The 19,827-nt window shown below is 71.9% G+C and carries 20 protein-coding genes and 1 pseudogene; 11 read left to right on the top strand and 10 right to left on the bottom strand.

From position 1 onward, the window contains the following. Positions 1-29: 29 nt before the first annotated feature. The 6 genes from ACZ6TU_RS25375 to rsmI all read right to left on the bottom strand — a co-directional run bounded on the left by ACZ6TU_RS25375 (position 30) and on the right by rsmI (position 6,089). The gene (locus ACZ6TU_RS25375; RefSeq protein ID WP_467673253.1) at positions 30-929 is read right to left on the bottom strand and encodes a 4-(cytidine 5'-diphospho)-2-C-methyl-D-erythritol kinase; all 900 of its coding nucleotides are present in this window, start codon (positions 927-929) and stop codon (positions 30-32) included. Further along, on the bottom strand, positions 926-1,813 hold the full coding sequence (gene rsmA / locus ACZ6TU_RS25370; RefSeq protein ID WP_467673251.1) for a 16S rRNA (adenine(1518)-N(6)/adenine(1519)-N(6))-dimethyltransferase RsmA: 888 nt from the start codon (positions 1,811-1,813) through the stop codon (positions 926-928). The genes ACZ6TU_RS25375 and rsmA overlap by 4 nt, the downstream gene beginning before the upstream one ends. Before the next feature lie 128 nt (positions 1,814-1,941). Next, entirely contained in the window at positions 1,942-3,402 is a 1,461-nt protein-coding gene (locus ACZ6TU_RS25365) for a ubiquitin-like domain-containing protein (protein WP_467673249.1), read from the bottom strand. A gap of 130 nt (positions 3,403-3,532) precedes the next feature. After that, entirely contained in the window at positions 3,533-4,414 is an 882-nt protein-coding gene (locus ACZ6TU_RS25360; protein WP_469551222.1) for a TatD family hydrolase, read from the bottom strand. 79 nt (positions 4,415-4,493) lie between these two features. Then, positions 4,494-4,916: a hypothetical protein gene (locus tag ACZ6TU_RS25355; protein ID WP_467673245.1), complete on the bottom strand. Its 423-nt coding sequence runs from the start codon at positions 4,914-4,916 to the stop codon at positions 4,494-4,496. 324 nt (positions 4,917-5,240) lie between these two features. Continuing rightward, positions 5,241-6,089 (bottom strand): 16S rRNA (cytidine(1402)-2'-O)-methyltransferase, encoded by an 849-nt coding sequence (gene rsmI / locus ACZ6TU_RS25350; protein WP_467673243.1) that lies wholly within the window; start codon positions 6,087-6,089, stop codon positions 5,241-5,243. 112 nt (positions 6,090-6,201) lie between these two features. Here rsmI and ACZ6TU_RS25345 point away from each other — a divergent pair, with 112 nt between their 5' ends. From ACZ6TU_RS25345 to ACZ6TU_RS25330, 4 genes are all read left to right on the top strand, one after another. Next, on the top strand, positions 6,202-7,947 hold the full coding sequence (locus tag ACZ6TU_RS25345; protein ID WP_467673241.1) for a dolichyl-phosphate-mannose--protein mannosyltransferase: 1,746 nt from the start codon (positions 6,202-6,204) through the stop codon (positions 7,945-7,947). 46 nt (positions 7,948-7,993) lie between these two features. Then, positions 7,994-8,839 (top strand): MBL fold metallo-hydrolase, encoded by an 846-nt coding sequence (locus ACZ6TU_RS25340; protein ID WP_467673239.1) that lies wholly within the window; start codon positions 7,994-7,996, stop codon positions 8,837-8,839. A gap of 170 nt (positions 8,840-9,009) precedes the next feature. Beyond that, on the top strand, positions 9,010-10,644 hold the full coding sequence (locus tag ACZ6TU_RS25335; protein WP_469551219.1) for a penicillin-binding transpeptidase domain-containing protein: 1,635 nt from the start codon (positions 9,010-9,012) through the stop codon (positions 10,642-10,644). A gap of 96 nt (positions 10,645-10,740) precedes the next feature. Next, the gene (locus ACZ6TU_RS25330) at positions 10,741-12,414 is read left to right on the top strand and encodes a penicillin-binding transpeptidase domain-containing protein (RefSeq protein WP_467673235.1); all 1,674 of its coding nucleotides are present in this window, start codon (positions 10,741-10,743) and stop codon (positions 12,412-12,414) included. A gap of 8 nt (positions 12,415-12,422) precedes the next feature. Here the strand turns inward: ACZ6TU_RS25330 and ACZ6TU_RS25325 are convergent, their stop codons facing one another. Then, positions 12,423-12,788 (bottom strand): SsgA family sporulation/cell division regulator, encoded by a 366-nt coding sequence (locus ACZ6TU_RS25325; RefSeq protein WP_467673233.1) that lies wholly within the window; start codon positions 12,786-12,788, stop codon positions 12,423-12,425. 169 nt (positions 12,789-12,957) lie between these two features. Here ACZ6TU_RS25325 and ACZ6TU_RS25320 point away from each other — a divergent pair, with 169 nt between their 5' ends. From ACZ6TU_RS25320 to ACZ6TU_RS25295, 6 genes are all read left to right on the top strand, one after another. Then, positions 12,958-14,079, top strand: a complete 1,122-nt coding sequence (locus ACZ6TU_RS25320; protein ID WP_467673231.1) for an energy-coupling factor ABC transporter permease — start codon at positions 12,958-12,960, stop codon at positions 14,077-14,079. 1 nt (position 14,080) lies between these two features. Further along, entirely contained in the window at positions 14,081-14,842 is a 762-nt protein-coding gene (gene cbiQ, locus ACZ6TU_RS25315; RefSeq protein ID WP_467673229.1) for a cobalt ECF transporter T component CbiQ, read from the top strand. Next, positions 14,830-15,606 carry an energy-coupling factor ABC transporter ATP-binding protein gene (locus ACZ6TU_RS25310; RefSeq protein ID WP_467673227.1) on the top strand — a complete coding sequence of 259 codons (777 nt, stop codon included), beginning with the start codon at positions 14,830-14,832 and terminating at the stop codon, positions 15,604-15,606. Before cbiQ ends, ACZ6TU_RS25310 begins: the two co-directional genes overlap by 13 nt. 11 nt (positions 15,607-15,617) lie before the next feature. Beyond that, on the top strand, positions 15,618-16,079 hold the full coding sequence (locus ACZ6TU_RS25305) for a MarR family winged helix-turn-helix transcriptional regulator (protein ID WP_467673225.1): 462 nt from the start codon (positions 15,618-15,620) through the stop codon (positions 16,077-16,079). A gap of 112 nt (positions 16,080-16,191) precedes the next feature. Then, positions 16,192-16,638 carry an organic hydroperoxide resistance protein gene (locus ACZ6TU_RS25300; RefSeq protein WP_467673223.1) on the top strand — a complete coding sequence of 149 codons (447 nt, stop codon included), beginning with the start codon at positions 16,192-16,194 and terminating at the stop codon, positions 16,636-16,638. 43 nt (positions 16,639-16,681) lie between these two features. Next, on the top strand, positions 16,682-17,848 hold the full coding sequence (locus ACZ6TU_RS25295; RefSeq protein WP_469551211.1) for a serine hydrolase domain-containing protein: 1,167 nt from the start codon (positions 16,682-16,684) through the stop codon (positions 17,846-17,848). A 22-nt stretch (positions 17,849-17,870) separates the two neighbouring features. Here the strand turns inward: ACZ6TU_RS25295 and ACZ6TU_RS25290 are convergent, their stop codons facing one another. The 3 genes from ACZ6TU_RS25290 to ACZ6TU_RS25280 all read right to left on the bottom strand — a co-directional run bounded on the left by ACZ6TU_RS25290 (position 17,871) and on the right by ACZ6TU_RS25280 (position 19,614). Next, positions 17,871-18,146, bottom strand: a complete 276-nt coding sequence (locus tag ACZ6TU_RS25290; protein ID WP_467673219.1) for a DUF1876 domain-containing protein — start codon at positions 18,144-18,146, stop codon at positions 17,871-17,873. A 71-nt stretch (positions 18,147-18,217) separates the two neighbouring features. Next, positions 18,218-19,063, bottom strand: coding sequence for an EamA family transporter (locus ACZ6TU_RS25285; RefSeq protein WP_469551208.1), 846 nt, complete (start codon positions 19,061-19,063; stop codon positions 18,218-18,220). Next, positions 19,060-19,614: a YbaK/EbsC family protein gene (locus ACZ6TU_RS25280; RefSeq protein ID WP_467673215.1), complete on the bottom strand. Its 555-nt coding sequence runs from the start codon at positions 19,612-19,614 to the stop codon at positions 19,060-19,062. The genes ACZ6TU_RS25285 and ACZ6TU_RS25280 overlap by 4 nt, the downstream gene beginning before the upstream one ends. A 50-nt stretch (positions 19,615-19,664) precedes the next feature. On the opposite strand from ACZ6TU_RS25280, the pseudogene ACZ6TU_RS25275 reads away from it, so the two are divergent. After that, positions 19,665-19,730, top strand: a pseudogene (locus tag ACZ6TU_RS25275) (type II toxin-antitoxin system VapB family antitoxin); the annotation flags it as partial. Positions 19,731-19,827 lie beyond the last annotated feature (97 nt).

Below are 19,827 nucleotides of genomic sequence, written 5' to 3'. Positions count from 1 at the left end.
ACGTGCCGGGAACCGGCCGCCGCGCGGGATTAACGCCCGGCGACCGTCGCCCCGGGTGTGGGACCCGACGCGGTGCGCACGGTCCGGCACGTGCCGGACGCCACCAGCGCCTGCGCCACCGCGGCCGCCGACTCCGGGTCGCGGACGAGGAACGCCGTGGTCGGGCCGGAGCCCGAGACCAGGGCGGCGAGGGCACCGGCGGCGCGGCCGGTGGCCATGGTGCCGGCGAGTTCCGGGAAGAGGGAGAGGGCGGCCGGCTGGAGGTCGTTGGAGACGGCGGCGGCGAGCGCGTCCGGGTCGCCCTTCGCCAGGGCGGCGAGGAGTTCCTGGGAGGCGACGGGCTCGGGGATGTCCGTGCCCTCGCCGAGCCGGTCGAACTCCCGGAACACGGCCGGGGTGGACAGGCCGCGGCCGGCCATCGCGAACACCCAGTGGAAGGTGCCGCCGACCTCCAGGCGCGTCAGCTGCTCGCCCCGCCCGATGCCCAGCGCCGCCCCGCCGACCAGGCTGAACGGCACGTCGCTGCCCAACTCGGCGCAGATGTCGAGCAGTTCGTCCCGGGAGGCACCGGTCTCCCACAGCACGTCGCAGGCGACGAGCGCGCCGGCGCCGTCCGCGCTGCCGCCCGCCATGCCGCCGGCGACGGGGATGTCCTTGGCGATGTGGATGTGGACGCCGGGCGTCCGGCCGTACCGCTCGGCGAGCGCTTCGGCCGCCCGCGCGGCCAGGTTCGTACGGTCCAGAGGAACCTGGTCGGCGTCCGGGCCCTCGCAGGTGACGCGGAGCTCGTCGGCCGGGGTGACGGTGACCTCGTCATAGAGGCCGACCGCGAGGAAGACGTTGGCCAGGGGATGGAAACCGTCGGGGCGGGCGGGGCCGACCGCCAGCTGGACGTTGACCTTGGCGGGGACCCGGACCGTCACGCTCACGCGGACTCCTCCTGCTGGTGCTGGTTCTGCTTGTGCTCGGCGATCCGCGCGAACTCCTCCACGGTCAGCGACTCGCCCCGCGCCTGCGGTGAGACCCCGGCGGCGACGAGGGCCGCCTCCGCGGCGGCGGCGGATCCGGCCCAGCCGGCGAGCGCGGCCCGCAGCGTCTTGCGGCGCTGGGCGAAGGCGGCGTCGACGACGGCGAACACCTCGTGCCGGGAGGCCGTCGTCTTCAGCGGCTCGGTCCGGCGGACGAGGGAGACCAGGCCGCTGTCGACGTTGGGCGCGGGCCAGAAGACGTTCCGTCCGATGGCGCCGGCCCGCTTGACCTCGGCGTACCAGTTGGCCTTGACCGACGGGACGCCGTACACCTTCGAGCCGGGCGGGGCGGCGAGGCGGTCGGCGACCTCCGACTGGACCATGACCAGGGTGCGTTCGATGCTCGGGAATGCTTCGAGCATGTGCAGCAGGACCGGGACGGCCACGTTGTACGGGAGGTTGGCGACCAGCGCGGTCGGGGCGGGGCCGGGCAGCTCCGTGACGTGCATCGCGTCGGAGTGGACGAGGGCGAACCGGTCGGCGCGGTCGGGCATGCGGGCCGTGATGGTCGCGGGCAGCGCGGCGGCGAGCACGTCGTCGATCTCGACGGCCGTGACGTGGTCGGCGACCTCCAGCAGGGCGAGCGTCAGTGACCCGAGGCCCGGGCCTACCTCGACGACCACGTCGTCGGGGTGGACCTGTGCGGTGCGGACGATGCGGCGGACGGTGTTCGCGTCGATCACGAAGTTCTGGCCGCGTTGTTTGGTGGGGCGTACGCCGAGGGCTGTCGCGAGTTCGCGGATGTCGGCGGGGCCGAGGAGGGCGTCGGGGGCGGGGCTGGTCACGGGGACAAGGGTACGGGGGGTTTCGGGGCCGGGGTTTTCGGTGCTCGGCGTGGGGGCTGGGGCGGGTGGGTCCGCAGCCCGGCGGAGCGGGGTGCCGCCGCGCCCACCCGTGTCGCGCGGCTACGGCGTCACCCGTGCAACCGGCCTCCGCAGTGCGGCCAAGGGCTTGCTCCCCTTCGTACGTAGAGCTTCTTCGCGCGGTACGTCTGTTCCGCTGCCGGGGCGTCCTGGGGGCGGCCCCTGCCACCGAGGGACTGCCAGGTCTGGGTGTCGAACTGGTAGAGGCCTCCGTAGGTGCCCGACGAGTCGACCGCGTCGGGGCGGCCGCCGGACTCGCAGGCCGCGAGGCCCTGCCAGTCGAGGTGGTCGGCGCCCTGGACGGACGTCGGTCGCGGCCTCGTGCCGACCTTCACCAGCTGCGGGCGCGGTTCGCGCACCACCTCGGCTCTGATCCGGCGCGGCTTCTGCTTGACGCCGTTGACGGTGCGCAGGGAGTAGGTGACCCGGCGCAGGCCGGGCCGGCCCGCCTCTTCGACGACCTCCGTGCCGCGGAACAGGGTCGGGTCGTCGGTCCGCCGCACCTGGAACGGGATCGACTCCTCGCGGACCTCCTTGCCGCCGGTGATCCGCAGCACCGTGACGGTCTGCCCGTCGCGTGGGAAGCTCCCCTGCGGGACCGACGTGGTGTCCTGGCCGCGCAGGGTGATCCCGGCCTCCTCGACGGCCTCCCGCACGGTCGCCGCGTTGGTGCGGACGGTGCGGGCCCGGCCGTCCGCCATGATCGTGACCGTGCGCTCGGTCCGCACGTCCAGCGCGAGCCCTTCCCGCCCGATACGCCGGGAGCGCGACGTGGACACGTACGCGCCCTCCTGACGCACCCCCCACTGCCGGAGTGCTCCGGCCACGGTGTGTGCCGTCGTCCACACCTCGCTCCGCTGTCCGTCGAGGGTGAGCCGCACGGGGCGGCCGTAGTGCACGGCGACCTCGTCGCCGCTGGAGATCTCCGTGCCGGGTCCCGGCGCCACCACGTCGTGGGCGCCGACCTCGACGCTCTCCTCCGCCAGCAGCTCGGTGACGTCGTCGGCGAAGGTGTGCAGCGTGCGCGCCTTGCCGTCGACGCTCAGCTCGATCGCCTTGTCCTTGGCGACGAACGCCGTGGTGCCGCCCGCCAGGAAGGCGACGACCAGGGCCTGCGGGAGCAGCCGCCGCATGGAGCCGTCACCCGGTCGCTCGACGTACCGCGCCTTGCGCCGACGCGCGGACCGCCGGTGCGAGCCGGCGCGCGCCGCGGCGCGGGCTTCGACGCGCGCCTCCGCACGCGTTGTGCGCGCGCCGGCCGCGGGTGGTGCCGCATCGTCTCCCGGGGCGCCCTGCCGGGGCAGCCCGGGCAGGGGCGGCACCTCGTAGGCGGGCCGGTAGGTGTCCTCGTAGGCGACGGGCACCCCGGGCGTCCCGTATCCCAGGGTCCCGACGCTGTGCGGATCGGCGGGCGGCGCGGCGAAACCGCCGTACACCGGGTCCGCGTAGGCCGGGTCATACGACTCGTACGCGTCGTACATCTCGTACGTCTCGTACCGCGAGTTGCTCACGCCGACACGCTCCAGGGGCCGGAGGGGGTCCAGAAGGGTCCGGATCGGGCCCCCAGAACCTAGCGGAGCGATCGTCACTCTCCAAAGCGACGCGACTACGCACAGTAGTACGGTGAGGCGGGCGGGAAGGTCAGTAACCGAAGGCGCGCGCCGTGTTCTCCCCGAGAGCCGTCGCCAGCGTGTCCTCGTCGGTGCCGCGCACCTCGGCCATGGCCCGCACGGTGATCGGCACCAGGTACGGGGCGTTGGGCCGGCCGCGGTACGGCACCGGCGTGAGGAAGGGCGCGTCCGTCTCCACCAGCAGCAGCTCCGGCGGGGCCACCGCCACCGCGTCCCGCAGGTTCTGGGCGTTCTTGAAGGTGACGTTGCCGGCGAAGGACATGAAGTAGCCCGCGCTCGCGCAGATCTCCGCCATCTCGGCGTCGCCGGAGTAGCAGTGGAAGACGGTCCGCTCGGGGGCGCCCTCCTCCTTCAGGACGCGCAGGACGTCGGCGTGGGCGTCGCGGTCGTGGATGACCAGGGCCTTGCCGTGCCGCTTGGCGATCTCGATGTGGGCGCGGAAGGACCGCTCCTGCGCCTCCTTGCCCTCGGGCCCGGTGCGGAAGTAGTCGAGGCCCGTCTCACCGACGCCCTTGACCTGGGGCAACGCGGCCAGCCGGTCGATCTCGGCGAGTGCGTCGTCCAGGGCCGCCTGCCCGCCCGGTTCGCGGGCGCCCTGCCTGGACCAGCCGTCGGGGTCGCCGTGGACGATCCGGGGCGCCTCGTTCGGATGCAGGGCGACCGCCGCGTGGACGGCGTCGTACGCCGCCGCCGTCTCGGCCGCCCAGCGGGAGCCCTTGAGGTCGCAGCCGACCTGCACGACCGTGGTCACTCCGACCGACGCCGCCTTCGCCAGCGCCTCCTCGACCGTGCCGGACTGCATGTCCAGGTGGGTGTGGGAGTCGGCGACCGGCACCCGGAGGGGTTCCGGGAGCGGGGGCGCGGCGTGCTTGCCGGAGTCGTTCGAAGGCATGCCCCGATCCTACGAAAGGGGTACGCCCTCCCCGACGGGGGAGGACCGGGGAGGGCGTCGACAAGGGGAGCCGGACGGGTCAGCTCGCCTTGCGCTGGAAGGGGTGCAGCAGGTCGGACAGATGCCAGTGGTGGTTCTCGCGCCTTTCCTGCTCGCCCGTGCCCTCGGCGTCCGCCGTCGGGGCCTCCACGGGGCCGGCGGGCGGCGGGACGCGGTGGGGCCGGTGCGCCGCGTTGCGCGCCGACTCGACCCGCCCGGCCCGCATGATCCGCACGACGTGTCCGTCGCAGTTCTGGCACGTGGGCTTGCTCAACGGGGAGGGCACGATCGTGCCGTCCGCCACGTAGAGGACGAACTCGTGCCCCGCGGCGTCCGTGTGGTGCTCTATCTCGTACGACTGCTCCCAGCCGTACCCGCAGCGCATGCAGGCGAAGGAGTACGACTCGTTGACGACGGCACTCGCACCGGCGCGGAGCCCGGTCTGCCCTGCGATCTCACTCATGCCAGCTCCTGTTCCGCTGTGGCGTGAGGACGATTCCGCCCCCGCAACCCAGTGGACTCCTCAGCCGGACCGATGGCAGCAGACCTGTCGACTATTGGCGCCGATTTGGGCGTTCCTTGCCCCGGACCCCCGTCGCCTTTGCCCACCCATGGGGCGCGCGCTCATCCGAAATGCGCCCTGCTCAGAGGCTATTGAGCGCCCCCCTTATGGGACGCGCCCCAAAGGGGCGCGGGGCTGTGTCTGTGTGCGGCTCCGCCGCGTGGGCGCGCCCAGCCACGGACAACCGCCGCCCGCAGCAAACCCCAGCCCCACCCCCGAACCCGGTTACCCCGCCGCGTTCTTCGCGGCAACCACCGCGTCGAAAACCTGCCGCTTCGGCACCCCGGCCTCCACCGCGACCGCGGCGATCGCCTCCTTGCGCCGCTCCCCGGCCTCCTCCCGCACCCGGACCCGCCGCACCAGCTCCTCCGCCCCGACTTCCTCGGGCCCCCGCTCCGGCGCCCCCTCCACCACCACGGTGATCTCCCCGCGCACACCCTCCGCGGCCCAGGCCGCCAGCTCCCCCAGCCCGCCGCGCCGTACCTCCTCGTACGTCTTGGTCAGTTCCCGGCACACCGCGGCCCGCCGCTCCGCCCCGAACACCTCGGCCATCGCCGCGAGCGTGTCGTCGAGCCGGTGCGGAGCCTCGAAGTAGACGAGCGTGCGCCGCTCCCCGGCCACCTCCCGCAGCCGCCCCAGCCGCTCCCCCGCCTTGCGCGGCAGGAACCCCTCGAAGCAGAACCGGTCGACGGGCAGCCCGGACAGCGCCAGCGCGGTGAGCACGGCGGACGGCCCGGGCACTGCGGTGACCCGGACGTCCCGCTCCACGGCGGCGGCGACCAGCCGGTACCCGGGGTCGGACACCGACGGCATCCCGGCGTCCGTGACGAGCAGCACACGTGCCCCGCCCACCAGTTCCTCGACCAGCTCCGGCGTCCGCGCGGACTCGTTGCCCTCGAAGTAGGACACCACCCGCCCCTTGGGCGTGACGCCGAGCGCCTGGGTCAGCCGCCGCAGCCGCCGCGTGTCCTCGGCGGCGACGACATCTGCTCCGGCCAGTTCCTCGGCGAGCCGGGGCGGGGCGTCCGCGATGTCGCCGATGGGGGTGCCTGCGAGTACGAGTGTTCCGGTCACGCCCTCCATCCTCCCAGGGGCCGGGGACGCACACTCCTCCCAGGGGCGCAGGATGGGGACGCATACCGGCCATGCACGGGACTCACACAGCACGGTTCCCTACGATGGCGCGGTGACCAGTACCGCGTCCTCCACGGACACCCGGCAGGGCCAGGCGCCGCACGAGCAGCGGCCGCCCTGGCAGCAGCGGCTGCGCCGCTTCGGCTACCAGCAGCCAAGAAGCGATGCCCGCGACGTCCGTGACCTGCTGGTGCCGCCGTACACCGAGCCCGGCCCGCGCCTGTGGGCCGCGCTGGGCATCCCGCACACGCTCGCGGGGCGGCTGGTGCGCTGGTCGGGCTGGATCGGCCCGCTGCTCGTCACCCTGCTGGCGGGCGTGCTGCGGTTCTGGAACCTGGGCAACCCCAAGGCGGTGATATTCGACGAGACGTACTACGCCAAGGACGCGTGGGCGCTCGTCCACCGCGGTTTCGAAGTCAACTGGGACAAGAACGCCAACGACCTGGTCCTCTCGTCCGGCGGGCACGTCACCATCCCGACGGACGCGGCGTACGTCGTGCACCCGCCGGTGGGCAAGTACGTCATCGGGCTCGGCGAGCTGCTGTTCGGTTTCGACCCGTTCGGCTGGCGGTTCATGACGGCGCTGCTCGGCACGCTGTCGGTGCTGCTGCTGTGCCGGATCGGCCGCCGGCTGTTCCGCTCCACGTTCCTGGGGTGCCTGGCGGGCGCGCTGATGGCGGTGGACGGCCTGCACTTCGTGATGAGCCGCACCGCGCTGCTCGACGGCGTGCTGATGTTCTTCGTGCTGGCCGCGTTCGGCTGTCTGCTCATCGACCGGGACAAGGCGCGCGGGAAACTCGCCGCGGCGCTCCCGGTGGACGCCGACGGCCGGGTCCGCCCCGACCGGGACGTCGCCGAGACGGCCCGCCTGGGTTGGCGCCCCTGGCGCTGGGCGGCGGGCCTGATGCTGGGCCTGGCCTTCGCCACGAAGTGGAACGGCCTCTACATCCTGGCCGCGTTCTGCCTGATGACGGTCCTGTGGGACGTCGGTTCGCGCAGGGTCGCCGGCGCCCGGCACCCGTACTCGGCGGTGTTCAGGCGCGACACGGGCCTGGCGTTCCTCGCCACGGTCCCGGTCGCCATCGTCACCTACGTGCTGTCCTGGACCGGCTGGATCCTCTCCGCAACCGACGGCTCCGGCGGCTACTTCCGCAACTGGGCCGCGACCGACGGCAAGGGCGGCAGCTGGGCCTTCCTGCCCGACTGGCTGCGCAGCCTGTGGCACTACGAGCACCAGGTGTACGAGTTCCACGTCGGCCTGTCCTCGCCGCACACCTACCAGTCCAACCCGTGGAGCTGGCTCGTCCTGGGCCGCCCGGTGTCGTACTTCTACGAGTCCCCCGCGCCCGGCCGGGACGGCTGCCCCGCGGACGCCGGCGAGAAGTGCGCCCGCGAGGTCCTGGCCCTCGGCACGCCGCTGCTGTGGTGGGTCGCCTGTTTCGCGGTCCTCTACGTCCTGTGGCGCTGGCTGTTCCGCCGCGACTGGCGCGCGGGCGCCATCGCCTGCGGCATCGCGGCCGGCTACCTGCCCTGGTTCATGTACCAGGAGCGCACGATCTTCTTCTTCTACGCCATCGTCTTCCTGCCGTTCCTGTGCCTGGCCGTGGCCATGCTCCTCGGCGCGATCATCGGCCCGCCCCGCTCCACCGACACCCGCCGCGTCGTCGGCGCCACGGGCGCGGGCGTACTCGTCCTGCTGATCGTCTGGAACTTCATCTACTTCTGGCCCCTGTACACGGGCACGGCCATCCCCATCGACGACTGGCGGGCGCGGATGTGGCTGGACACCTGGGTCTAGCCGCCCATGTCTCCACGGATACGGGTTCACGAAGGGACAGGTACTGGTGTCGTCTTCGAAGCGGGTCACGTCGGTCACGGGAACGCGGCTTCCGATCTGCCGTACCTGCGGTGTGCAGTACGGAGCACCGCGCGCTGATTGCCCGATCTGCCTGGACGAGCGGCAGTACGTCGGCTGGGAGGGTCAGCAGTGGACCACACTGGCCGAGTTGCGCGCCGGTGGCCGTCGCGGGCAGCTCGATGAGGAGGGGCCCGGTGTGCTGGGGGTCGGTGCGGCTCCGTCGGTGGGCGTGGGCCAGCGTGCGCTGCTGATCCGCTCACCGTCCGGCAACGTGCTGTGGGACTGCGTGGGCTACCTCGACGACGATCTCGCCGCCGAGATCGAGGAGTTGGGCGGGATCAGCGCGATCGCCGTCAGCCATCCGCACTTCTACGGCGTGATGGCCGAGTGGGGCCGGGTCTTCGACGCTCCGGTGTATGTCCATGCCGCGGACCGTGACTGGGTCGGGCGGCCCGATCCGGTCATCGAGTACTGGACGGGCGACACGCACACGATCGCGCCCGGCATGACACTGATCAATGCGGGCACGCACTTCGCCGGGGGCACGGTGCTGCACTGGGCCGACGACCCGGAGGGGCGGGGCGCGCTGTTCAGCGGGGACATCTTCATGGTGGTGATGGACCGGCGGTGGGTCAGCTTCATGTACAGCATCCCCAACTTCATTCCGGAGCGACCGAGCACCATCCGCCGCGCGCTTGCGCTGGTCGAGCCTTTCGCCTTCGAGCGCATCTACGGGGCGTTCTGGAAACGCGTGGTCAGCGCCGACGGCGCGGGAGCGGTCCGGCGTTCCGCGGAACGGTACCTGCGCTTCGTGCTGGAGAACGACTCGTGACGGTGCCGGGGCGAAGCCGGGCAACGCCGGATCCGGGCCCCGTCTGTGTTCGGTCAAAAATTGAAACGCCCGTGCCTGTAGTAACCGCTTCCCCATAGAGTGCTCCCAGATCGAGCTTTCTGAACACGTTCAATGGAACGAGTGAAGCTCCACGGGGAGGGGACCGCCCAATGGGCAAGGGGGTCAAGGCCGCCGTCATAGGCGGCGTGTTCGCGGTGATGGTGGGCGGGGCCGGGTACGGGGCCTACAACATCATGAGCGCGCTGAACGGCGACGGGGGCGGCACGAGCGGGGTCGCCACGGAGAAGAAGTCGGGGCCGCCGGGCAAGGACGAGGTCAAGGAGACCACGGCCGGGTTCTTCACGGCCTGGGAGAAGGGCGAGGCCGCGACCGCGGCGTCGTACACGAACAACGACGCGGCCGCCGAGCAGCTGCTGACCGCCTTCGGCGACGACGCGCACATCACCGACGTGAAGATCACGCCCGGGGCGGCGGCCGGCACCACCGTGCCGTACACGGTGAAGGCGAAGGTGGCCTACGACGGGAAGTCGAAGCCGCTGAGCTACCGCAGCAAGCTGAAGGTCGTGCGCGGGCTCACCAGCGGGCGGGCGCTGGTCGACTGGCAGCCGTCCGTCGTGCACCCCGAGCTGAAGCGGGACGAGACCCTTGTCACGGAGAAGTCCGCCAGCCCGCCTATCAAGGCCGTGGGCCGCGACGGCTCCGAGCTGACGAAGGAGAAGTACCCCTCCCTCGGCCCGGTCCTGGACGCCCTGCGCGCCAAGTACGGCGAGGAGGCCGGCGGCACGCCCGGTGTCGAGCTGGTCGTCCGGCACGCCGGCGAGGGCGTCCCCGACACCCCGCTGCTCACCCTCGCCGAGGGCAAGCCGGGCAAGCTCACCACCACGATCAGCGCGAGCGCGCAGGCGGCGGCGGAGAAGGCGGTCAAGCGGTTCGCCCAGTCGTCGGTGGTGGCGGTCAAGCCGAGCACCGGTGAGGTGCTGGCCGTGGCGAACAACCGTACGGACGGCTTCAACGCGGCCTTCGAGGGCCAGGCGGCACCCGGCTCCACAATGAAGATCATCACCGCCGCGATGCTCATCGACAACGGCGTGACCTCGATGAACGGCCCGGCGCCCTGCCCGGCCGACGCCGTGTGGCAGGGCCAGAAGTTCGAGAACCTCACCGGCATGGATCCCAACGAGAGCGCCACCCTCGCCAACAGCTTCATGCGGTCCTGCAACACCGCCTTCATCAAGCTCATCGACGAGAAGCCGCTCACGGACGCCTCGCTGACCCAGGAGGCCGAGCAGCGCTTCGGGCTGGGCCAGGACAACTGGAAGACCGGCATCGTCTCCTTCGACGGCAGCGTCCCCGCGGTCAGCGGCCCGGACCGGGCGGCCGGTGCCATCGGGCAGGGCCAGGTGCAGATGAGTCCGCTGAACATGGCCTCGGTGACCGCGACCGCGATCACCGGCACCTTCCGCCAGCCCTACCTGGTCTCGCCGGGGCTGGACGACCGGCAGCTGGCCCAGGCCCAGGGTCTGAAGGCGAGCACCGCCGCCCAGCTGAAGCAGATGATGCGGCTCACCGCCACGCAGGGCACCGCCCAGGAGGCCATGGCCGGGCTCGGCGGCGACATCGGCGCCAAGACCGGTTCCGCCGAGGTCGACGGGAACGCCAAGTCCAACAGCTGGTTCACCGGGTTCCGTAACGACGTCGCGGCGGCGGCCATGACCGAGGAGGGCGGTCACGGCGGCGACGCGGCCGGGCCGATTGTCGCAGCCGTGCTACGAACGGGTGGCTGATCCCACCTCCGCGGGACGGGACTCTAGGGTGGTGGCCGTCGTTGGGACAGCCGAGGGCGACGGGGACCCTGGGGATTCGTGGAGGAACGAACAGCAGTGGGCAACAGAAGGCGCGTCGCCGAGCGACGGAAGACGAGGCCCGCCGTGATCGGCGGGGTGATCGCCGTGGTCGTCGGCGGTGCCGGGTTCGGCGCCTACGCGCTGTACGGCGGCGGCGCGGCGGCCGACGACGGCGCCCGGGCGGCCTCCGCCGACCAGAAGCCCAAGGTGAAGACCGGGCCCCTGTCGGCGACCGAGGTCACCACCACCGCCCAGGCCTTCCTCACCGCCTGGCAGTCGGGGAAGGTCACGCAGGCGGCCGCGGCCACCGACGACTCGGCCGCGGCCAGGTCCCTGCTCACCGGCTACGCCAAGGACGCCCGCATCAAGGACGTCACCCTCACCCCGGGCACGCGCACGGGTGACAAGGTGCCGTTCTCCGTCAAGGCCACGGTGTCGTACAAGGACACCGAGAAGCCGCTGGCGTACGACAGCGCGCTGACCGTCGTCCGCCGCACGAGCGACGGAAAGCCGCTGGTCGACTGGCACTCGGCGGTCGTCCACCCCGATCTGAAGGACGGCGACAAGCTGGTCACCGGCGAGGCGGGCACGCCCCCGGTCAAGGCGCTCGACCGGGACGGCGGCGAGCTGACCAAGAAGAAGTACGCCTCGCTCGGACCGATCCTGGACGGGCTGCGCGAGAAGTACGGCAAGGAGGCCGGCGGCAAGGCCGGCATCGAGCTCCGGGTCGTGCGCGGGAAGTCCGCCAAGTCGGACGACCTGTCCGACAAGACCCTGCTGGAGCTGAGCAAGGGCACGCCCGGCACGGTGAAGACCACGCTGGACCCGGCCCTCCAGGCGGCGGCCGAGAAGCAGGTCGCGAAGAAGGCCCGGTCGTCGGTGGCCGTGATGCGGCCCTCGACCGGCGAAATCCTGGCCGCGGCCAACGCCTCGCCCGGCTTCAACACGGCCTTCCAGGGCTCCCTCGCCCCCGGCTCCACGATGAAGGTCATCACCTCGTCGCTGCTGATCGAGAAGGGCCTGGCCTCGGCGGACAAGAAGCACCCGTGCCCGAAGTACTTCACCTACGGGCACTGGAAGTTCCAGAACGACAAGAAGTTCGAGATCAAGAACGGCACGTTCAAGGCGAGCTTCGCCCGCTCCTGCAACACGGCCTTCATCAGCCAGGCGCCGAAGCTGAAGGACGACGACCTGGCCAAGCAGGCCCAGCAGGTCTTCGGCCTGGGGATGAACAACTGGGCGATCGGCGTGCCGTCCTTCGACGGCGCGGTGCCGGTGCAGTCGGCGGCCCAGATGGCCGCCTCGCTGATCGGGCAGGGCGGGGTCCGGATGAACCCGCTGAACATGGCCTCGGTGTCGGCGACGGTCAAGTCCGGCACCTTCCACCAGCCGTACCTGGTCTCCCCGGACGTGGACGGCCGCAAGCTCGCGACGGCGTCGCGCACGATGTCGGCGGGCACGCTGTCCCAGCTGCGTGAGCTGATGTCGTACACGGCCGACTACGGCACGGCCGCGGAAGCGATGGCCGGGGTCGGCGGCGACGCCGGCGCGAAGACCGGTTCCGCCGAGGTCGACGGCCAGAAGAAGCCGAACGGCTGGTTCACCGCCTACCGGGGCGACCTGGCGGCCGCGGGCGTCGTCCAGCAGGGCGGCCACGGCGGCGAGACGGCCGGGCCGATCGTGGCGGCCCTGCTGAAGATGGGCGGCTGAGCCCGGGCTCAGTGCGTCACCGGTTCCACGGCGGCCATGTACGTCCGCCGCAGGAACCGCAGCAGCGCCTGCCGCTCGAACTGCACCACCGACACGCCCTGTGCCGAGTGGAACTCCACGACGGCCTGCACCCGGCCGCACGGCCACACCCGCACTTCACCGCTGCCCGTGGGGGCCCGCAGCCCTTCCTCCAGCAGCCGACGGTCGAAGGTCCACTCCCGCCCCCCGCTCCCGGGCAGGCGGATCCGCACACAGCGGGGATCGTGCTCGGGGTCGTAGCGCAGCGTGACCGGAACCGCTTCCAGCTCGTCGGTCAGTGGGACGGCCGCGTCCGTCACGATGTGGGCTCGCGCGTACTGCTCGACTACGGACATCGGACGGCCCCTTCACCGTGCGCCATCTGTATGGAGACTGTGCGTCCACCCCTTCTCCAATGTCGCATATTTTCCGGATTGCGCTCCCTGAGGCCGGACATATCGCAGGTGAGGTAAAACGAGCATCCCGCTCTTGCAAATCATTCGCATCAAGCCACATCATCGAACGGTGCATGTACCTGACGGATTCATCAACGCGCCCACCTCCGCCGCCACCGGTGTGATCGCCGCGGGCGCCATCGCCGTGAGCCTGCGCGGCGCGCGCCGCGAGCTCGGGGGAGAGCGGACGGCGCCGCTGGCCGGGCTGGTCGCGGCGTTCATCTTCGCGGTGCAGATGCTGAACTTCCCCGTCGCGGCGGGGACCAGCGGCCATCTGCTCGGCGGGGCGCTCGCCGCGATACTCGTCGGCCCCTACACCGGGGTCCTGTGCGTATCCGTCGTCCTGCTCATGCAGGGCATCCTCTTCGCGGACGGCGGCCTGACCGCGCTCGGCGTGAACATCACCACCATGGCGATCGTCACCACGGTCGTCGCCTACGCCCTCTTCCGCGGCCTGGTGAAGGTGCTGCCCCGCACCCGCCGGTCGGTCACCGTGGCCTCCTTCATCGCCGCCCTGGTCTCCGTCCCGGCCGCCGCCCTGGCCTTCACGCTGATGTACGCGATCGGCGGCACCACCGACGTGTCGATCGGCAAGGTCGCCACCGCCATGGTCGGGGTGCACGTCCTGATCGGCATCGGCGAGGCCGTGATCACCGCACTGACCGTCGGCTCGGTCATCGCCGTACGCCCGGACCTGGTGTACGGGGCGCGCGGCCTCACACAGAAGCTCAAGCTGCGGGTGAACGGCGAACTGGTCGACGCACCGCAGGCCGAGCCAGGGCTCGCCCCCGTGGCCGCCCGGACCTCGCACCGCAAGGTGTGGGTGGCGGGCCTGGTCGCCTCCCTGGTCCTGGCGGGATTCGTCAGCTTCTACGCCTCCGCCGACCCCGACGGCCTGGAGAAGGTCGCCGCCGACCACGGCATCGACAAGAAGACCGAGGAGCACGCGGGGGCCGGCTCCCCGCTCGCCGACTACGGCGTCAAGGACGTCGACGACGCCCGCCTGTCCGGGGGGCTGGCGGGCGTCATCGGCGTGGGCGTCACGGTCGTCGCGGGCAGCGCGGTCTTCTGGGCGGTACGCCGTCGCCGTTCGGACGACACGTCCCCGTCGAACACCGTGGACACGGCGGACACGACCGGCACGACCGGCACATCGGATACGTCGAACCCGACGAACACCACGAGCGTCTGACATGGGAGCAGGGCACGCGCACAAGCTCTACCGGCACGGGCACTCGCCCGTGCACGGCCTGCCGCCGCACACCAAACTCGCCGCCGTGTTCGTCTTCGTGGTGGCCGTGGTGTCGACGCCGCGGGAGGCGATGTGGGCCTTCGGGCTGTACGCCGTGCTGCTCGGGGTCATGGCGTACGTCGCGCGGGTGCCCGCCGGGTTCCTGCTGAGGCGGCTGCTGATCGAGGTGCCGTTCGTCGCGTTCGCGGTGCTGATGCCGTTCGTGGCGGAGGGTGAGCGGGTCGACGTCCTCGGCCTGTCCCTGAGCGTCAACGGCCTGTGGGGCGCCTGGAACGTGCTCGCCAAGGGCACGCTCGGCGTCGCCGCCTCCGTGCTCCTCGCCGCCACCACCGAACTGCGCGAACTCCTCCTCGGCCTTCAGCGGCTCAGACTCCCGCCGCTCCTCGTGCAGATCGCGTCCTTCATGATCCGCTACGGCGACGTCATCACGGACGAGATGCGGCGCATGCGGATCGCCCGGCAGTCCCGCGGCTTCGAGGCGAAGGGCGTCCGGCACTGGGGCGTCCTGGCCAAGTCCGCGGGCGCCCTGTTCATCCGCTCCTACGAGCGCGGCGAGCGCGTGCACCTGGCCATGGTCAGCCGCGGGTACGCCGGCTCCATGCCGGTCATCGACGAGGTGACCGCGTCCCGGGCGCAGTGGACGTACGCCCTCACCCTGCCCTGTGCCGCCCTCGTCGTCTGTCTGCTGGGATGGGCCCTGTGACTGATGTGACCCCTTCACTGGACGTGGCCGGTCTGGCCTTCGCCTACCCCGACGGGCACCAGGCCCTCTTCGGCGTCGACTTCTCCGTCGGGCGCGGCGAGCGGGTCGCGCTGCTCGGCCCGAACGGCGCCGGCAAGACGACCCTCGTGCTCCACCTCAACGGCATCCTGACCGGCGGCACCGGCACGGTGAAGGTGGCCGGGCTGCCCGTCGGCAGGCAGCACATGGCGGAGATCCGGCGCCGGGTCGGCATCGTCTTCCAGGACCCGGACGACCAGCTCTTCATGCCGACCGTCCGGGAGGACGTGGCGTTCGGGCCCGCGGCGGCCGGGCTCAAGGGGCCGGAGCTGGAGCAGCGCGTGGACCGGGCGCTGGAGCGGGTCGGCATGGCGGAGTTCAAGGACCGCCCGCCGCATCACCTGTCCTTCGGCCAGCGTCGCCGGGTGGCCGTCGCGACCGTCCTCGCCATGGAACCGGAGATCCTCGTCCTCGACGAGCCCTCCTCCAACCTCGACCCCGCCTCCCGCCGCGAACTGGCCGACATCCTCCGCTCCCTCGACGTGACCGTGCTGATGGTCACGCACGACCTGCCGTACGCCCTGGAGCTGTGCCCCCGCTCCCTGATCCTCAGCGAGGGCGTGATCGCGGCGGACGGCCCGACCGGCGGACTGCTCTCCGACGAGGAACTGATGCGCGCCCACCGGCTGGAGCTGCCGTTCGGTTTCGATCCGCGTTCCGTGCCGGCCGCTCCGGCACGTCCGTGAACAATGGGCGCGTGACGAACGAGGAGACCGAGAGCTCACTGCTGCTGGACCGGCAGTTGTGTTTCGCGCTGTACGCCGCCCAGCGCGCGGTGACGGCGGCGTACCGCCCTCTCCTCGACGAGCTCGGCCTCACCTACCCGCAGTACCTCGTCCTGCTGGTCCTCTGGGAGCGCGGGGAGACCACGGTCAAGGAGCTGGCGGCCGCGTTGAGACTCGACTACGGCACGGTGTCGCCGCTGCTGAAGCGGCTGGAGGCGGCGGGTCTCGTACGGCGTGAGCGGTCGGCGCGGGACGAGCGGTCGGTACTCGTGGCGGTGACCGGGCGTGGGGAGGAACTCCGGGAGCGGGCGGCGGGCGTGCCCGGCGCGCTGCTGTCGGCGACGGGGCTCGACGGCACCGAGGCCTCGCGACTCCGCGAGGAGCTGCGGCGGGTGGCGGAGGGGGCCGAGTCGGCGGCGGAGCGCGCTCGCTGATCCGCGAAGGGGTTACCCGCGGTTGCCACCCCCTGGTAGCGGCAGGCAGGTTACTGGCCAGTACCTTGTGCACGATGTGTTTGCGCGCACTTGTTTCCCGGGGGAGGACAGGATGACTGACGGCCTCGCCGTCGACACCCGCCCGACGAAGATCATGTACGTGGCCGAGGCCACCGCCCACGGCGGCCGCGAGGGCTATGTCACCAGCCAGGACGGCCAACTCGACCTCAAGGTCGCGATGCCCCCGCAGCTCGGCGGCGACGGCAACGGCACCAACCCGGAACAGCTCCTCGCGGCCGGCTACAGCTCCTGCTTCCACAACGCGCTGATCCTGGTCGGCAACCGCGAGGGCTACGACCTGACCGGCTCGACGGTCTCCGCGAAGGTCGGCATCGGCCCCAACAAGCAGCGCGGCTACGGCCTCGCGGTCGCTCTGAGCGTCTCGCTCCCCGTCCTCGACCCGGGCCTCGCGACCAAGCTGGTGGACGCGGCCCACGAGGTCTGCCCGTACTCGAACGCGACCCGCGGGAACATCGACGTGACGATCCTGCTTGGCTAGAGGGGAGCAAGGGGAGCACCGCGGCGAATCGAGGAGTACGGACGTGGACGTGTACGGCACAGTGGCCGAGGGCTTCGAGCCGGTCAGGGACGCGTTCGTACGGAACTTCGCCACCCTCGGGGAGCGGGGCGCGGCCGTCGCCGTCTACCGGGACGGGCGGCAGGTCGTCGACCTGTGGGCCGGCACGAAGGACGTCGACGGCACGGACCCCTGGGAGCGCGGCACCGCCCAGGTCGTGCGCTCGGCGACGAAGGGCGTCGCCGCCGCCGTACTCCTGCTGCTGCACCAGCGCGGGCAGCTGGACCTGGACGCGCCGGTGGGCCACTACTGGCCGGAGTTCAAGGCACAGGGCAAGGAACGGGTGCTGGTCCGGCACGTCCTGAACCACCGGGCCGGCCTCCCCGCCCTCGACCACCCCCTCACGCCTGAGCAGGCCCTCGACCCGCTCCTTGGCCCGGAGGCGGTCGCCGCCCAGGTTCCCGCCTGGGAACCAGGCACCGACCACGGCTACCACGCGCTCACGTACGGCTGGCTGCTCGACGAACTGGTGCGACGCGTGACCGGGCAGGGCACCGGAGAATGGCTCGCCTCGCAGATCGCCGGCCCGCTGGGCCTGGACCTCTGGCTGGGCCTGCCGGACGCGGAGGCCGGCCGGGTCGGACGCGTGGGCCGCGTCGAGGGACCCGAGCCGACCGGCGGCCTGCGCGCCCGCCCGAAACGCTCGGTCACCGAGGCCTACGAGGACCCGGCCTCCCTGACCCGCCGGGCCTTCGCGGCGATCACCCCGTTCCCGGACCAGAACGACCCGGCCTACCGCGCGGCAGCCCTCCCCGCGACCAACGCCATCGCGACGGCGGACGGACTGGCCCGCTTCTACGCGACCCTGATCGGCGACACCGCCGGCACCTCACGCCTGTTCACGCCGGAGACGGTCGCACTGGCCCGGGCCGAGGAGTCGGCGGGCCCCGACCGCGTCCTGGTGGTCGGCACCCGCTTCGGCCTCGGCTACATGCTGCACGGCAGCGCCTCCCCCTTCCTCACGCCGGGCTCCTTCGGCCACCCGGGCCGCGGCGGCGCCCTCGGCTTCGCCGACCCGGACACCGGGATCGCGTTCGGCTACGTCACCAACGGATTCCGTAAGACGGTGACGGCGGATCCGCGGGCGCAGGGGCTGGTACGGGCCGTGCGGGGAGCGCTCGGGCTTCAGTAGGGGGTGTCGTCCGGATCGGGCCCTAGACGTGAATCGGGTGGGAGGTCCGCCCGGACGCCTGGTCGATCTCGTCGTGAGCCTTGGTCAGGAGTCGCATGGCGAGCTCGTTGAGTGCCCGGGCTCCGGCGATCTCCTCTCCGACTCTGGGCTGATTGGTGTCGGAGCGGTGTCGGCTCGCTTGCCCGTGTGCCCGTACTTCGCTGCCGTCGGGCAGGCGGACCAGCGCGACCGCCCGCGTGTGCTGGTCGTCCTCCGTGAACTCCAGCTCGACGTGCCATCCCACTGTGGTGTGCATCATGACGATCACCTCCGGAACACTTAGTTCCAGGGTGCTCCTCCCACCGGCTGGACGCACCCGCCTGACCCTGCCTATCCGGCGTGCAGCATCAGCCCGATCCCGACGACGAGCAGCCCGGCCGCCGCGATCCTCGTCGCCCCGAACCGCTCCTTGAAGAACACGGCCCCGATCGCCGCGCCCACGATGATCGACGACTCGCGCAGGGCGGCGATGGGCGCGAGCTCGGCCTTGGTCTGGGCCCACAGCACGAGGGCGTAGGCGGCGACGGAGAGGGCGGCCCCGATGAGCCCGGTCCAGGCGAACGGCCGTAGCACGGCGCCGGTCTCCCGCCTCCAGCGGCTCACGGCGTAGGCGGGGATCACGACCCCTTGGACCGCCATCAGCCAGGCGATGTACCCGAGGGAGGAACCGGAGGCGCGCACGCCGAGCCCGTCGACGACGGTGTACGCGGCGATCGTCAGCCCCGTCGCCAGGGCCGCCCCGATCGCCGCCCAGTCGGGCCGGCGCCCGCGCAGTCCCCACACGGCGACGCCGGTCAGCCCCGCGCACGACAGGGCGATACCGGCGGCGGCCCACCCGTCGGGCACCTCGTGCGCGAAGACGGCGGCGAGCACGGTCACGACGAGAGGCGCGGTGCCGCGCGCGATGGGATAGGCCTGCCCGAAGTCGCCCAGCCGGAAGGACGTCATCAGCAGCGCGTAGTAGGCGATGTGTATGACGGCGGAGCCGAGCAGATAGGGCCATGCCCGGGCCGCCGGAAACGCCACGAAGGGCGCCAGGCCCAGCCCGATGACCACCCCACCGCCCGAGATCAGCGCGAATCCGGCCAGCTTGTCGGTGATCTTGTGGGCGATGGCGTTCCAGCTGGCGTGCGTGACGGCTGCGAGCAGGACGGCGGCGGTGACCAGGGGTGTCACGCGGCGAGCTCGCGCACGTCCACGAGGGTGCCGCCGGCGTGGGTGACCAGGTCGTGGGGAGGCATGGGGAACACGGTGTACGGCGTCCCGGCGGCGGCCCAGACGATGTCGTGCCCGAGCAGGGACCGATCGGCGAGCACGCGCGTTTTCGTCGTGTGCCCGAAGGGCGGCACCCCGCCGATGGCGTACCCGGTGGTCTCCCGCACGACATCGGCCTTGGCCCGCGTGACCCTGTCCGCCCCGAGCTCCTTCCGCACGAGTTCGACATCGACCCGCGACGCCCCGTCCATGAGCACCAGCACCGGCACCCCTCCCCCGAGCTCTCGGCCGCGTTCGAGCAGGGGGGACCCCCATGCCTCGAAGATCAGCGACTTGCAGATCTGACTCAGCTCACACCCGAGCGCGGCGGCGGCCTCGGCGGCCGTACGGGTGGCTTCGGGGAACCGACGGATGAGCGGAGGGACCTCGTCCAACCCGAGCTCCCGCAGGGCTTCGATGAACCGGGGGTGCGCTCCGGAGTTCTCGGCGTCAGTGGCGGCTGTCGTCGTCATGGGGGCACGGTAGCGGTGGGTGTATCGGGCATGCGAGTGGGTTCTTTCCCGTGCCCGCCACGCAGATCGACATCGACGACGAGGCTCTCGCCGAAGCGATGAGACTCTCCGGCGCCAAACCAAGAAGGACACGAACCTCGCAGGTCGGACACCAGCTACGACGCCTGAGAGCCGGTGAGGGCACCCGTCCTCACGGAGCCCTCACCGGCCGGT

It is taken from the genome of Streptomyces sp. NPDC052064 (genome assembly GCF_055585925.1).
Note: the sequence above shows the minus strand (reverse complement) of the source record. Positions and strands in the feature narration are given on the sequence as shown.

What these genes read in the sequence shown, in the direction of transcription:
- ACZ6TU_RS25280 (WP_467673215.1), bottom strand. Translation starts at nt 19,614, where the DNA reads ATGACGACGACAGCCGCCACTGACGCCGAGAACTCCGGAGCGCACCCC.
- ACZ6TU_RS25300 (WP_467673223.1), top strand. Translation starts at nt 16,192, where the DNA reads ATGACTGACGGCCTCGCCGTCGACACCCGCCCGACGAAGATCATGTAC.
- ACZ6TU_RS25325 (WP_467673233.1), bottom strand. Translation starts at nt 12,788, where the DNA reads ATGTCCGTAGTCGAGCAGTACGCGCGAGCCCACATCGTGACGGACGCG.
- ACZ6TU_RS25360 (WP_469551222.1), bottom strand. Translation starts at nt 4,414, where the DNA reads ATGCCTTCGAACGACTCCGGCAAGCACGCCGCGCCCCCGCTCCCGGAA.
- ACZ6TU_RS25290 (WP_467673219.1), bottom strand. Translation starts at nt 18,146, where the DNA reads ATGATGCACACCACAGTGGGATGGCACGTCGAGCTGGAGTTCACGGAG.
- ACZ6TU_RS25310 (WP_467673227.1), top strand. Translation starts at nt 14,830, where the DNA reads ATGGGCCCTGTGACTGATGTGACCCCTTCACTGGACGTGGCCGGTCTG.
- cbiQ (WP_467673229.1), top strand. Translation starts at nt 14,081, where the DNA reads ATGGGAGCAGGGCACGCGCACAAGCTCTACCGGCACGGGCACTCGCCC.
- ACZ6TU_RS25335 (WP_469551219.1), top strand. Translation starts at nt 9,010, where the DNA reads ATGGGCAAGGGGGTCAAGGCCGCCGTCATAGGCGGCGTGTTCGCGGTG.
- ACZ6TU_RS25355 (WP_467673245.1), bottom strand. Translation starts at nt 4,916, where the DNA reads ATGAGTGAGATCGCAGGGCAGACCGGGCTCCGCGCCGGTGCGAGTGCC.